Here is a 14,142-nt window from a genome sequence, read left to right as displayed (position 1 = left end):
GATATGAAAGCGATATATCTAAAAGAACTAAGGCTAACACGAAAAATGCTTATTATTTGGCTTTCTCTAATCGTTATACTCACAGGGTTTGCCGCGGTAGAGTTTGTTATGCTCAAAGACGCGTTGGCTGATATAGCGGAATTGGCGGGTAGTTTCCCCAAAATAGTATTGGTTTTGTTTGGAATGAACGGAGTCGGAGTCGATACCGCCTTGGGTGCTTATCAATGCATGGCATTTTGGTCTAACTTGCTTGCATATTTCTTTGCGGGATTTTTGGGAGTGTTTGCGGTTGCGAGAGAAGAGAAATTCGGCACAAGCGAGTTTTTGTTTTCAAAACCATATAAGCGTTCTAGTATTGTTTGGGCGAAAATTTGGGCTGCCGTCACAAACCTCGCAATATTCTCGCTTACCGTAGGGATAATGTCTTACTTGTGCATAATTCTCCCGCTTGGTGATATGAGCATCATCGGCACGCATATTATCACAACCATTGGAATGTTTATCACGCAAATTGTGTTGTTCGCGATAGGTCTGCTAATTTCAAGCATGGCAAAAAATTACAAAACCGCAAGTCGGCTTACAATGGTTGCTGTTATGGTGTTTTATGTGATTAGCTTTGCGCTTGATTACGTTGGCACAATGAATTTCTTGAATTTTTTAACGCCGATAAGATATTTTGAAGTAGTAAGCGTATCGGCAAACGGCTTAAACCCGCTATACATTATACTTTCGCTCGTTATTATCTTAAGCAGCTGCTTTGAAGCAAGCAGACGATATACTGGAAAAGATTTACGAGCTTTGTGAAATCCGCCCCGCTTTTTGCGGGGCGTTGATTATTTATCATTCCAAATGCCTGTGCGGAAGCAGGGGCGGTGACAAAGGGACGGGGTTGTTGACACGTAAAATACCTCTATGATATAACTTATCATAGAGGTATTTGCGTGCCAAGGATGCCAAGGATAAAAAGCAAAAGCGGAATATACCATATTGTTATGAGAGGAATAAATCGTCAAATTATATTTGAAGATGAGGAAGATTGTCATAAGTTTATTCAAACCTTGCAAAAATACAGGGAGATCAGTGAGTACAAATTATATGCCTATTGCTTAATGGGTAATCATCTTCATTTGCTTCTAATGGAAGATAAGGAGCCATTAGAGACTGTTATGCGAAGGATATGCGGTAGCTATGTTTTATGGTATAACAAAAAATATGGAAGAATAGGGTATTTGTTTCAGGATCGATTTAAAAGTGAGCCTGTAGAGGACGATGCATACTTCCTAACAGTCCTGAGATATATTCTTCGGAATCCTGTAAAAGCTGGTATAGTGACTAAAGTTGAAGATTATTTATGGACGAATTACTCAGACTATATAGAAGGAAAATATCAGACTGATACGGACTTTGCCCTTGATATTTTAAATGTAGATAGAGAACAAGCTGTAAGGAAATTTATTGAGTTTATTGATAAAGATAACGATGATAAATGCCTAGAAATAAAGGAAAGTCGACAGATAACGGATAATGATGCTATAAAAATAATCAAGGATCATTGTAACGTTGAGCGGGGATTAGATTTACAAATGATTGATGTAGATAAAAGAAATTCATATATAAAAGAATTAAAGGAAAGATATGGACTATCAATTAGACAAATTGAAAGATTGACAGGAATTAATAGAGGCATTATTCAAAAATTGTAGTGTGACGATAACCCCGTCCCCTTGACACCACCCGTCCCCTTGACACTTCACCCCCTTGACACTTCGTCACGTCAGATTGAAGTGTGTTTCATGTTCCCTCAGACTATAGATTTGAGGGAGTTTAACATTTGTGAATTAGCAAATGCTGAAATAATTATTACAATGTAAAAGTAAAAGAGTAAATAGGCGAGGGGTAATAAATGCAAATGTGACGAGGGCCAAGTACATTGTCCCTCTAATCTATAAAAGGATGCACCTTGGCATCGGGTTAGCGTCTTTAAGGTTTACTTCTTTGAAGAATTGAATCCTTCCCACTTTAATTATAACATGTAAAAAATTGTAAATCTAGACTATTTGTTTTCATTTGCTGCTGCTATAATGCAATAGTATGTTAATGTGATTTGTTGGAGAGGATTATTATGGAAAGGATGTCATCAAAATTATCAAAGAAGGAATAGCCAAAGGAGGTAAACATATGAGTTCCTATGTGCTTGGTTTTCAGGATATTGACAAAACAAAACTCATGGTTGTTGGGGGTAAAGGCGCGAACCTGGGGGAACTTTCCAAGATTGAAGAAATACGCGTACCAGATGGCTTTTGCGTTTCTACTGAGGCCTTTAAAAGAATCATTGGGGAAACGCCATCGGTTAACGTCTTACTGGATCAGTTATCACTGTTGAAGTTGGAAGACCGGGATAAAATCAGTGAACTTAGCGGTGAGATTCGCAGGGTCATCGAAGGGATAGCCATCCCGAAAGACATTCATGAAGAGATCACCCGCCTTCTCTCTAGGCTTGGTGAAAAAAATGCCTATGCAATACGATCCAGCGCAACTGCAGAGGATTTACCGACAGCTTCCTTTGCAGGACAGCAGGATACGTATCTGAACATTATTGGAAAGGAGTCCATTCTAAAACATATCAGCAAGTGCTGGGCATCGCTGTTTACCGAGAGGGCAGTAACCTACCGCATTCGAAACGGCTTCGACCACCGTAAAGTGCACCTGTCTGTGGTTGTTCAGCAGATGGTCTTCCCCCAGGCGGCAGGAATTTTGTTTACTGCCGATCCCGTCACTTCCAATAGGAAGGTGTTATCCATTGATGCCAGCTTCGGACTTGGCGAGACCTTAGTCTCCGGTCTGGTGAATGCTGATATCTATAAAGTGCGTAACGGCAAGGTTATTGATAAGAAGATATCCACCAAGAAGCTGGCTATTTATGCCTTAAAAGATGGGGGTACGAAAGAACAGGAGATTGAGCCTGAGCAGCAGAATGGGCAAGCGCTGACGGATGAGCAGATTTTGCAGCTTGAGCGCATGGGTAGAAAGATCGAAGAACATTTCGGCTGCCCCCAAGACATCGAATGGTGTTTGGCTGATGATGCATTTTATATTGTCCAGAGTCGACCAATCACAACTTTATACCCCATCCCTGAAGTAAATGATGAGGAAAATCACGTTTATTTATCTGTTGGCCATCAACAAATGATGACCGATCCCTTGAAACCATTGGGAATGTCTTTAATGGAGTTAATATCTTATGGTCACAGGTTTAAAGCTGGTGGAAGGTTGTTTGTTGATGTGGCACAAATGCTGGCTTCACCAGACGGCAGAAAAATGTTATTAAATAACACGGGACAACACGATCCGCTCATAAAAGACGCACTTATGACCATAATAGAGCGAGATTTTATAAAATGTTTACCAAATGATAAGAAAGAGCAGAGTTCTGGTAATAGCGATAAAGTTAAGCCGCCTGCAGATACTCAAGCACAAATCGAAAACAATCCGTCAATCGTTTCTGATTTGATTAGAAAAAGTCAAACCTCCATAGAAGAGTTGAAACAAAACATTCAAGGGAAATCAGGAATAAATTTAATTGATTTTATACTAGAAGATATCCAGGAGTTAAAGAGGATCTTATTTGACCCACAAAGTTCAGCTGTATTTATGGCCGCCATAAATGCTTCACAATGGATCAATGAAAAAATGAACGAGTGGTTGGGTGAAAAGAACGCAGCAGACATACTTTCTCAATCTGTACCAAACAATATTACTTCGGAAATGGGTCTGGCGTTAATGGATGTGGCAGATGTGATTCGTCCTTACCCGGAATTAGTTGATTATTTACAACATGTAAAAGATGATAACTTTCTGGAAAAATTAGTTAAGTTTGATGGTGGGCAGGAAGCCCGAGATGCAATCCTGTCTTATCTTGACAAATACGGAATGCGATGCAGCGGTGAAATTGATATTACTAAACCTCGTTTTAGCGAAAAGCCAACTACACTTGTCCCCATGATTCTCAGTAACATCAAAAATTTTGAGCCTAATGCCAGCCATCGAAAATTTGAGCAAGGGCGACAGGAAGCTTTGGAAAAAGAAAAAGAGTTATTAGGGAGATTGAATAAGTTGCCGGATGGTGAAGAAAAAGTCAAAGAAACGAAGCGAATGATTAACCTAATTCGGAATTTCATTGGCTATCGTGAATATCCAAAATACGGCATGGTTAGCCGCTACTTTGTTTATAAGCAGGCTTTACTGAAAGAAGCCGAACAACTCGTACATGCCAACGTTATTCATGAAAAAGAAGATATATACTATCTCACTTTTGAAGAACTTCGCGAAGTCGTACGCACAAACAAACTGGATTATCAGATCATCAGCATGCGAAAAGACGAGTACAAATTATACGAAAAACTAACTCCACCACGTGTGATCACCTCAGCTGGTGAAATAATTGCAGGCGAGTACAAACGGGAAAATATTCCAGCGGGCGCTATTGCAGGTCTGCCTGTTTCTTCAGGAGTTATAGAGGGAAGAGCACGCGTAATCTTAAACATGGAAGACGCAAATTTAGAAGATGGAGATATATTAGTCACCGCCTTTACTGACCCCGGCTGGACACCATTGTTTGTATCCATAAAAGGCCTAGTCACCGAAGTTGGTGGACTGATGACCCATGGAGCAGTGATCGCACGTGAATATGGCTTGCCAGCAGTTGTCGGAGTAGAAAATGCTACCAAACTGATAAAAGATGGACAACGAATTCGCGTGCATGGAACAGAAGGGTATGTAGAAATCCTCTGCATTTAGATCGTGGCGCAGTGATGTTGAACAAGTTATAAATTGAATAGTTTAAGGTTATAGAGCATTTCTTTGTAGTGAAGAATGCTTTTTTTCTTTGCCTAAATATAGAATATAGTTTTTTATTTAACCTACAGAATTTAGAAGGAAATTTATGCTACAATAAAAAAATAATGAAAATCAATAACAATTTATTGATAAACAATAAATCATATGTTAAAATCAAATTAATAATGTATAAGTGAGGTGCTTTATGTGAAACAAGTTTCAACTCTCTTTTTAAAGGTAGTAGTTTTTCTTATTGCAATTCCGGTTCTTGCTCTGTGCATATTTTGGGTGCCTGGATTTGTAAACTACTTACCCTATCCCATTTTAATCGGTGTATATGCAACGGCGATAGCGTATTTCTTTGCTCTGTATCAAACTTTAAAACTTTTAAGCCATATTGATAAGAACAAAGCTTTCTCTGAATTATCTGTAAAGGCTTTAAAGAATATAAAATACTGTGCGATCACAATCAGTGTTATATATTCAGGAATCATACCATTCTTATTTCCCATAGCGGAGGCAGACGACGCCCCAGGCCTCGCAGGAATCCCAATGATCATTGTCTTTGCTTCAATTGTGATTGCAGTCTTTGCTGCTGTTCTTCAAAAACTTTTAGAAGAAGCCATAGATATAAAATCAGATAATGATTTAACAATATGAGGTGAATAAGATGGCAATTATAATCAATATTGATGTGATGCTGGCTAAAAGAAAAATGAGTGTGACAGAACTTACAGAGAAGGTTGGAATAACGATGGCTAACCTTTCTATATTAAAGAATGGAAAAGCAAAAGCTATTAGGTTTTCAACTTTAGAGGCAATATGCAAAGCTTTGGATTGTCAACCAGGTGATATTCTAGAATACAGCAATGATATGATAGAGCAAGATTATTAAAAAATGGAGGGTAAAAAATAATTGAAACTTACGAGGTGGATCTATGTATGATGTTGTCATCGTAGGGTCAGGCCCAGCAGGGGCTAATCTTGCACGATTAATCGGAGATAAATATAAGGTTCTATTAATAGATAAACGGGATTTAGAAAGTCAGAATCCCAAAAACTTTGCAAATAAATGCTGTGGAGGATTATTAGCCCCCGATGCTCAGAAAATGATTGCAAAGTTGGGGTTAGGGATACCTAAAGATATTCTGGTTGATCCGCAACTTTTTGCTGTAAGAGCCATTGATTTAACGAATAATCTAGAAAGGCTATATCAGAGATTCTATTTTAATATGGATAGAGAAAAATTTGATAGATGGCTAGTTTCCATAGTTCCAACTGGTGTTGATAAGAAGTTTAACTCATTTTTCAAAAACTTTGCTGAAATACCTGGAGGATATGAAATTGGATATATTTATAATGGACAAGAAACATCTACGAAGACAAGAGTTATTGTAGGTGCTGATGGTGCCTTCTCAAAGTTAAGGAAGTTTATTAGTAAAGATATAAATATTCCTGAAAAGTACATCTCAATTCAGGAATGGTGTGAAAGTCCAGATTATATACCATATTTCACAGCAATTTTTGATGAGGAAATAAGTGATTTCTACTCTTGGGTTATACCAAAGGAGAATTATCTATTATTAGGGGCAGCCCTTAGACCTAGAGAGAATACTAGGGAAAAGTATAATTTATTGAAAACAAAACTAACACAGATAGGTTTTAATTTTCATAACAAAATAAAAACAGAAGGAGCATATATCTATAGACCTAAGAAGGTATCACAGTTTTATGTAGGAAGGGATGGTATAGCCTTGGTTGGGGAAGCTGCAGGTGCGATTAGTCCTAGCTCTGCAGAAGGAATCAGCTACGCATTAAAAAGCTCTTTATACTTAGCCCAGAGTCTTGAAGATGGAATAGATGGATTTTTAGATAGATATAAACAGAAGGTAAAGGATATCAAAGTAAATTTACTCATTAAAAATTTAAAATCCCCAGCTATGTATAATCCACTTCTTAGACAGTTAGCGATGAAATCAGGTCTGCAAAGCATTAAATAGAAAAGAGGTAGTTATAATTTCAAAAGGACTTCTTAACAGTGAGAGGTTCTTATTTTTTATAGAATAGTTACTATTCGCTATAGTTTTAAAAAGTTTTATATAAGTGTCAATTTTTTTTAATCGGTGGTGTTTATATATATGGCGGGAGGTGAAAGTCATTTTTGGGATCCCAAAGCAAAGAAGAATCAGCGATGAGATTTTTCAAAATAACTATGAAAAATATTATCCGATTGTGTACAAACAATTATATTATTTGGTAGGAAACAATGCACTAGCTGAGGATTTAACGCAAGAGATCTTCATTCAATATTATCATTCTAAGAATGATAATATTGAATATCTAGGAGCTTGGCTTTCAAAAGTAGCTACCAATACAGCGCTAAACTATTTAAGGGGACAAAAAAGAAGCCTTAGAAGAGAAGACAGTGTTCTTGAAGAATATAAATACATTTTTTCAATAGAGGATGAGATATTTCGAAGTGAAGAGATTAAAACTGTTCGCAGGGTTTTATCCAACCTATCAGAGGAGCAAAGAATTTGTCTACTATTAAAGTTTTCTGGATATTCCTATGAAGAGATTCACAAAGCAACAGATATTCCTAAAAATAATATAGGGCAGCTAATTGCACGGGGAAAAAAGAAATTTCAAGAATTATATAAAGAAGAGGGTGACATGAATGTGCTATAAAATTGAAGTTCTTCAGCAAATAATTGATAACGAATATGAAGGAGATGTGCAAGAAGCTTTGGCACATATAGAGACATGTCCAGCTTGTAAAGAGAACTTCATGGAGTTAAAGGAAAGTGAGAATGTGATAAACAAAGCTTTTCAGATGGATATGTTTATACCACCTCGTCCCAATATTGGTATGCAATTAAAGAATAACGAGAAAAGAGGGATTTTTCAAATGGGAAAGATACAGAGACGTTTTGCAGCAGTAGCTGCAGGAATTATATTGTGTGGAGGGGTATTCTTTATTGAACCAATTAGAGTAACAGCAAATGATTTATTAAAGATGTTTAGAGTACAAGAGTTTAAAGGAATATCTATTAATCAAAGTGACCTACAGGAAATTGAAAGATTATTCCGAGAAGGTGAAGGGGCTAAAGATATCGAGAACTTTGGAAAAATAGATGTTTCATTCAAGAGTCAAGGATATAAATTTAAATATCCAATTGAAACTGCTGAAATAAAGGGAAAAATGCCTGACGCAAAATTACCTGTAAATACTGGTGACTTTGTTTTTGAAAATGCTGCAATAGAACCACAAGTAAATATTGAATTGTCACTAGATGTATATAAGATAAATGATTTCTTAAAGTATATTGGTGAAGATTCAGAGATTCCATTAATACTGCATGAAAAACCTTTTGTGATTCATACGAAGGATGTGCTTAGTTATGCTATGACTTCAAGTAGTGGCAATGGAAAAAAATCTATTAATATAGCACAAATGGAAGCACCAGTTTTAGAGATACCAGGTGATATAGATGAGGAAGAACTAGTAGACTCACTTTTTTCTATGAATTTTTTACCCAAAAATATTAAAAACCAACTTATGGCTATAAGTGATATTACATCAACTCTTCCTGTTCCCTATCATGGGGATAGAGAAACAAAAAGAGATATAACAGTCCTAGGTGAGAAAGCTATTCTGATTGAGTCTACAAAATCAACAATTAACTACCTCCGCCTAATTTTCAAGAAAGAAAATAAACTATATTTCATAAATGCTAATAATTGTTCTGTAGATGAAGTATTATCTATAGTTGAATCTATGGAGTAAGATCATGATGATAGAAACTTACAATCTAACCAAACAATTTAACGGTAAAGGCGGATTCATTGATATCTCCCTCTCAATTAAAGAGGGGGAGGTATTTAGTTTTTTAGGAAAAAATGGGGCTGGTAAAAGTACATTTATTAGAACATTACTAGGAATACTTTATCCCACTTCTGGAAAGGGAATGATGCTTGGGAAACCCTTAGGGGATGTAGAAACGCGCAGAAAGATTGGATATCTTCCAGAGTTATTCCAGTATCACAACTGGCTTTCAGGCTATGAACTATTATTTAACCATGGATTACTTTATAAAATGAACAAAAAAGATATAAAAGAGCGAATAGAAGTGGTTTTAGATATCGTTGGCCTTAAGGGCCATGAAGATAAAAAAATAAAAGAGTATAGTAAAGGTATGAAGCAAAGGATTGGTTTAGGATGTGCCATATTATCTGATCCTTTATTGCTATTTCTAGATGAACCCACTAGCGCCCTAGATCCTTTAGGTCGTAAACAGGTTCGTGATATTATTTTTAAACTAAAGCATGAAGGAAAAACAATTTTTCTAAATACCCATTTATTAAGTGAAGTAGAACTGGTATCTGATAGGGTAGCCATTATAGATAAAGGGAGAATGATGAAGGTAGGCACTATGAAGGAATTATTACTCTCATCAGTAATTCTATCAATAGGTAATTGTAATGAAAGAATAATAAATGAACTAAAGCGATTTGATTCTGCACTTAGAGTTAAGGGAAATGAAATAGAATTATCAGTGGAAAATGATGAATTATTACCTCAAATAGCAGCTTCTATCATTGAAAATGATGGGCTGCTATATATGATGAAGCGTAAAGAAAACTTATTAGAAGAGTTATTTATAAAAACTGTTGGAGAGGATGGGGTAGAATGAATACTATGATAAGGCTTACACTACTTGAAATGCTTAAGAAAAAGATTTTATACCTTACCCTTATACTAACAGCTATTTTTCTTACACTTTATGGTGTAGCATTAAACTTCGCCTATGATTCTTTAAGAAATGAAGCTGAAGTATTGTTACGTATTGCTGTTTCAGGACAGTTTTTATCAATGGGGATTTATGCAACGGGATTTATTATATCCTTTTTATCTGTTTTTGCAAGTGTTGGAGCGATTTCATCGGAAATTGAACAAGGCACCTATGATGCTATTTTATCAAAACCTATAGCTCGCTACGAAATAGTGTTAGGCAGATTCATAGGCGTATTATTTGTATTACTTTCATATACAACATTTTTATATTCTAGTATATTAGGCATTAATATGTTATTTGGAAAAGGTATAATTGCAAACTTTACGACGATATCTTTAATTAAGTCATTAGGGGTCTTGTATCTACTACCAACGCTATTATCCTCTGTAGGCATATATTTAAGCTGCTCATTATCAACTATGGGAGCAGGGGTCACACTCGTAATCATATATTTTTGTGGCATGATAGGTGGAATTTTAGAGCAAATTGGGCATTTTATCACTGGAAGTGCAAAGGAAGTATTAACTAGCATAGGTATTATAACTAGCCTAGTCATACCCTCTGACATTATCTACAGAAAAACTGCATCCTTACTGTTTACTACAGGGTCAGGGATGAATATTAGTTTACAAGATATGCTAGGAGCTTCAGTACAACCGAGTGGAATCATGATGGCGTATATTGGCGTATATATCATAGGAATGGTTGTATTGGCTTTGAGGAAATTTCAAGGTAGAGATTTGTAAAAGTATATGAGATTGAATATAAGGAAAATAACAGGCTGATTAAGGTCGGAAGAAATGATCTGTGCCCTTGTGGAAGCGGGAAAAAATATAAGAAGTGTTGCACTAATTAGAATATGCTAACTGCAACTTATCACTCATGTAGAGTGTGTCGTGAAATTGAATAGAAAATGACCAAAAGCATCTATCAAATTGATAGGTGCTTTTTAGCACGGCGGTAATAGGTTAGAATGTGATGTAGAAGGGTTTTTATATAAATCTATGCATGGATACATGGAGATTGCAGAGTTTAATAAACCTATATAAAGGATTTTAAATGCTTCATCAGCTCGGTCAAATAAAATCCAACAAATTGGAGCACGTTTGAACAGGAATTTCTAAATGAAGAGATCTATAATGAGTATAGCAAATACTTATTGGGAGGTCTTTTAAAATGAAAAAAGCCATTACACAGTTTCTAGCACTTAAGGGAAATCATTATGACATTGGATGGCAGATGGGCAAACAGCTCAGCGGTAATATAGGGATCTGCGAAGAAGCAGAAGCGTTATCAAAGGATTTGCTGGAGGAAGCATTAAAGCTATATGACCAGTTTTGTCCAGGGCTTACGGACGAACTCAGAGGATATGCTGATGCAAAGGGAGTGGCTCTTAACCGACTCATTTTTACGTCCATGACTTATCTCAGACCGAATTGTAGTGAGATGGTTCTGCTCCCTGAAAAAACACAGAATGGCCATGTCTTACTGGCGCGTAATTACGAGTTTGCTCCACAGTATGAAGATTTTCGACTTTACAGGGTTGCTCCTCTCGGTAAATATGCTTATATTGGAGGATCAGTAGCGGAATTTGGAAGAAGTGAGGGACTAAATGAGCATGGTCTTGGGATCAGCATGACTTCATGTGGTTTTCCAGTAAGTAATATCGAGGCTATGAGGAGACCTACATTTAAGGGATTGCAGTTTTGGGCAGTGGTCAGAACGTTGCTTGAAAATTGTAAGACAGTAAAGGAAGCGCTTTCTAGGGTAAAGGAAATGCCTGTACCTTATAACATCAATCTGATGATGGCAGATGCATCAGGAAGTGCTGTGCTTTATGAAACCTTGGATGGGAACGCAGTATATGGGGAAATTTCATCTGAAGATGTGATTGGGACTAAATATCTTCATGCGACCAATCATTCGCATTTTGAACCTATGATGACATTTGAGCCCTTTGCCATGAAAAATTCCATTGTAAGATATGAAAAAATCGATGCGTTTTTAAGTCGACCAGAAAAAAAGAGCATTGAAGATCTCAAGTCATTCCTGTTGACGCCGTATCCAAACGGAATGACTTGCCATTATTTTAGTGCGTTCTTCGGCACGATTAAAAGTGTGGTGATGGATTTAAATGACTTGTCCTTCCATATCTGCTGGGGCGGTTATGAGCAAAATGGATGGGAGCGTTATTCTATAAAGAATGACCTTCTGGAAGTATATGAAATCTGTACATCGTGTGAAATCGAATTTGAAGATAGAGCACCTGCAGAGGACTTTTTTGCTCGAGTTCCACTTAAGTAAGATATAAGGTATAATGGTTATAGAATGTACCAAGAGGATTTCTATTAGAATAGAAATCCTTATTTAATTTGAACGAAAGATATGAGGAGTATTGTCTCCTGATTATGCTGCAGAAGGATTGGGGTAAAATATGGAATGGATACAGATTTTAAATGGGGCTATTGAGTATATTGAAGCACATCTTCTCGAAAACATTACGATCAATGATGTAGCAGATGATGTACATATTTCCACTTATCATTTTCAGAGAGCCTTTAGCATGATCACGGGGATGAGTGTCGGTGAATATATACGAAACAGACGATTATCCCTTGCTGGACAAGCACTGACTCAAAAGGGGGCAAAGGTTCTCGACACAGCTCTCGAATACGGCTATGAAACCGCTGAAAGCTTTTCGAAAGCATTTGAGCGCTTTCATGGTATAAATCCAAGTCAAGCTAAAAGGACTGGGGCTACACTTAAGTCCTTCAATCGAATAATCATTAAAATTGCCATTGAGGGCGGGTGCATTATTCAGTACCGAATTGAAAAGAAACCTGCATTTAAGGTCGTGCTTTATCCGGAGGTGTTTGAAGCCAGCACCTGTGAGGCTGAGATTCCGGACAGATGGTTAGAGTATAATAGAAGAAATAAAGAGGAGGTTGTTTGTCCCCAAATGGGCGTTCGTATTTTTGATCAGTCATCAAATGGTATGTTTACATATGGAATAGGATGTCATATCGATTTAATGAATCATATTCCTAAGGGTTTTAAAATCTATGAGATACCGGAATATACATGGGTGATCTTTTCCTGCAAGGGACCAATGCCAGATGCTATTCAAAATATGTGGAAACGTATTTATACGGAGTGGCTTCCGCAGGCTCAGTATAGCTTTATTCAGGAGTACGATATTGAGCTTTATACCGAGGGGGATATCTACTCTGAGGAATATGAGACTGAGATTTGGATACCGGTTATGGAGAAATAGGATGAATTGGTCGACATAAGCTTTTTTTGCTGCTCCATAATAACAATTTTTATTTCATATCATGATACAGATTTTAACTTTATTGGATAGGGATTTATAAATATACCAAGAGATACGCTGCCAAGGTTCACTTGTACATTTCCATGTGTTTTAAGTATGGGGAAAAAGAATTTGATCTGAAGATTATTTATATAATGTTATGATAAGGGAGAAGATAATGGTTTATTTAAATGTTTTTACATTCCCAAATGAGGATATAGAGTTTAACTTTTTCATGAAGGTAAAAAGAACATGCTATGACTCGTTTTATCCATTTAAGATATTATCAAAACATGGTTTTGAAAGAATTGACTTTGAGCCAGTTACGATTTTATATGGAGGAAATGGTTCAGGAAAATCAACGGCATTAAATGTGATAGCAGAAAAAACAGGAATCCGTCGCGATTCTATCTATAATAAATCCAATTTTTATCCAGATTATGTAAATATGTGTGAGCTGCAGCTTGAAGCTGACATTCCTAAAAATAGCCGAATTATTACTAGTGATGATGTATTTGACTATATGTTGAATATACGTAATCTCAATGAAGGAATTGACCAAAAACGGGAAGAACTCTTTGAAGAATATTTGGATGCAAAATATTCACATTTTCAGATGAGATCTATGGCAGATTATGAGCAACTTAAAAAAGTAAATACTGCTAGAAGTAAAACACAATCCCGTTTTGTGAGAAATCAATTGATGGATAATGTGCGTGAATATTCGAATGGAGAAAGCGCGTTTTTATATTTTACTGAGAAAATAGGTGAAAATGGACTTTATATATTAGATGAGCCTGAAAATAGTCTTTCTCCAAAACGTCAGATGGAATTAGTAAAATTTATTGAGGACTCTGCACGGTATTTAGGATGTCAGTTTATCATATCGACACATTCGCCATTTCTGCTTGCCATGAGTGGGGCGAAAATATACGATCTTGATAAGAATCCTGTCGAGGTGAAACGATGGACTGAGCTGGAAAATGTGCGTACATATTATGAATTTTTTAAACGACACGAAAAAGAGTTTTAATGTTGTTAAAAGTAAAAAAGCATGATCTACTCCTCCAATACTATCCGTTTAGGAGAGTTTTACTGAAACGCATTGCCCAATTGAAAGATATAGTGTCTATAGATAACATTGGGTGATTGAGGGGATATAGATGAGCTTAACCTGATTTGATGGACACATAGAAA

The 14,142-nt window shown here is 36.5% G+C and carries 14 protein-coding genes; all 14 read left to right on the top strand.

From position 1 onward, the window contains the following. Positions 1-3: 3 nt before the first annotated feature. Entirely contained in the window at positions 4-804 is an 801-nt protein-coding gene (locus HNQ80_RS22095; protein WP_184312855.1) for an ABC transporter permease subunit, read from the top strand. 146 nt (positions 805-950) lie between these two features. Further along, on the top strand, positions 951-1,703 hold the full coding sequence (locus tag HNQ80_RS22090; RefSeq protein ID WP_207727150.1) for a transposase: 753 nt from the start codon (positions 951-953) through the stop codon (positions 1,701-1,703). A gap of 475 nt (positions 1,704-2,178) precedes the next feature. Further along, positions 2,179-4,797, top strand: coding sequence for a phosphoenolpyruvate synthase (ppsA, locus tag HNQ80_RS22085; protein ID WP_184312853.1), 2,619 nt, complete (start codon positions 2,179-2,181; stop codon positions 4,795-4,797). 246 nt (positions 4,798-5,043) lie between these two features. Continuing rightward, complete coding sequence (locus HNQ80_RS22080; protein WP_184312852.1) at positions 5,044-5,496, top strand: DUF2975 domain-containing protein; 453 nt, start codon at positions 5,044-5,046, stop codon at positions 5,494-5,496. A 10-nt stretch (positions 5,497-5,506) separates the two neighbouring features. Further along, on the top strand, positions 5,507-5,731 hold the full coding sequence (locus tag HNQ80_RS22075; protein ID WP_184312851.1) for a helix-turn-helix domain-containing protein: 225 nt from the start codon (positions 5,507-5,509) through the stop codon (positions 5,729-5,731). A 43-nt stretch (positions 5,732-5,774) separates the two neighbouring features. After that, on the top strand, positions 5,775-6,836 hold the full coding sequence (locus HNQ80_RS22070; RefSeq protein ID WP_184312850.1) for an FAD-binding protein: 1,062 nt from the start codon (positions 5,775-5,777) through the stop codon (positions 6,834-6,836). 148 nt (positions 6,837-6,984) lie between these two features. Continuing rightward, a complete protein-coding gene (locus tag HNQ80_RS22065; RefSeq protein ID WP_184312849.1) occupies positions 6,985-7,524 on the top strand; it encodes a sigma-70 family RNA polymerase sigma factor in 540 nt (179 codons plus the stop codon). Beyond that, positions 7,514-8,623, top strand: a complete 1,110-nt coding sequence (locus HNQ80_RS22060) for an anti-sigma factor (RefSeq protein WP_184312848.1) — start codon at positions 7,514-7,516, stop codon at positions 8,621-8,623. The genes HNQ80_RS22065 and HNQ80_RS22060 overlap by 11 nt, the downstream gene beginning before the upstream one ends. A gap of 4 nt (positions 8,624-8,627) precedes the next feature. After that, positions 8,628-9,530 (top strand): ABC transporter ATP-binding protein, encoded by a 903-nt coding sequence (locus tag HNQ80_RS22055; protein WP_184312847.1) that lies wholly within the window; start codon positions 8,628-8,630, stop codon positions 9,528-9,530. After that, the gene (locus HNQ80_RS22050) at positions 9,527-10,378 is read left to right on the top strand and encodes an ABC transporter permease (protein WP_184312846.1); all 852 of its coding nucleotides are present in this window, start codon (positions 9,527-9,529) and stop codon (positions 10,376-10,378) included. The genes HNQ80_RS22055 and HNQ80_RS22050 overlap by 4 nt, the downstream gene beginning before the upstream one ends. An 11-nt stretch (positions 10,379-10,389) precedes the next feature. After that, complete coding sequence (locus HNQ80_RS26595) at positions 10,390-10,488, top strand: SEC-C metal-binding domain-containing protein (protein ID WP_334297396.1); 99 nt, start codon at positions 10,390-10,392, stop codon at positions 10,486-10,488. A gap of 320 nt (positions 10,489-10,808) precedes the next feature. Beyond that, positions 10,809-11,936, top strand: a complete 1,128-nt coding sequence (locus HNQ80_RS22040; protein ID WP_184312845.1) for a C45 family autoproteolytic acyltransferase/hydolase — start codon at positions 10,809-10,811, stop codon at positions 11,934-11,936. A 130-nt stretch (positions 11,937-12,066) separates the two neighbouring features. Further along, the gene (locus HNQ80_RS22035) at positions 12,067-12,906 is read left to right on the top strand and encodes an AraC family transcriptional regulator (RefSeq protein ID WP_184312844.1); all 840 of its coding nucleotides are present in this window, start codon (positions 12,067-12,069) and stop codon (positions 12,904-12,906) included. 217 nt (positions 12,907-13,123) lie between these two features. Continuing rightward, on the top strand, positions 13,124-13,978 hold the full coding sequence (locus HNQ80_RS22030) for an AAA family ATPase (protein ID WP_184312843.1): 855 nt from the start codon (positions 13,124-13,126) through the stop codon (positions 13,976-13,978). Positions 13,979-14,142: the final 164 nt, after the last annotated feature.

Source organism: Anaerosolibacter carboniphilus, assembly GCF_014205875.1.
Lineage (GTDB): Bacteria > Bacillota > Clostridia > Peptostreptococcales > Thermotaleaceae > Anaerosolibacter > Anaerosolibacter carboniphilus.
Note: the sequence above shows the minus strand (reverse complement) of the source record. Positions and strands in the feature narration are given on the sequence as shown.

Bases quoted from the DNA above. Each gene is read 5' to 3' on its own strand.
- HNQ80_RS22055 (WP_184312847.1), top strand. From the start codon at position 8,628: ATGATGATAGAAACTTACAATCTAACCAAACAATTTAACGGTAAAGGC.
- HNQ80_RS22030 (WP_184312843.1), top strand. From the start codon at position 13,124: ATGGTTTATTTAAATGTTTTTACATTCCCAAATGAGGATATAGAGTTT.
- HNQ80_RS22070 (WP_184312850.1), top strand. From the start codon at position 5,775: ATGTATGATGTTGTCATCGTAGGGTCAGGCCCAGCAGGGGCTAATCTT.
- HNQ80_RS22050 (WP_184312846.1), top strand. From the start codon at position 9,527: ATGAATACTATGATAAGGCTTACACTACTTGAAATGCTTAAGAAAAAG.
- HNQ80_RS22095 (WP_184312855.1), top strand. From the start codon at position 4: ATGAAAGCGATATATCTAAAAGAACTAAGGCTAACACGAAAAATGCTT.
- HNQ80_RS22075 (WP_184312851.1), top strand. From the start codon at position 5,507: ATGGCAATTATAATCAATATTGATGTGATGCTGGCTAAAAGAAAAATG.
- HNQ80_RS22035 (WP_184312844.1), top strand. From the start codon at position 12,067: ATGGAATGGATACAGATTTTAAATGGGGCTATTGAGTATATTGAAGCA.
- HNQ80_RS22060 (WP_184312848.1), top strand. From the start codon at position 7,514: ATGTGCTATAAAATTGAAGTTCTTCAGCAAATAATTGATAACGAATAT.
- HNQ80_RS22090 (WP_207727150.1), top strand. From the start codon at position 951: ATGCCAAGGATAAAAAGCAAAAGCGGAATATACCATATTGTTATGAGA.
- HNQ80_RS22040 (WP_184312845.1), top strand. From the start codon at position 10,809: ATGAAAAAAGCCATTACACAGTTTCTAGCACTTAAGGGAAATCATTAT.
- ppsA (WP_184312853.1), top strand. From the start codon at position 2,179: ATGAGTTCCTATGTGCTTGGTTTTCAGGATATTGACAAAACAAAACTC.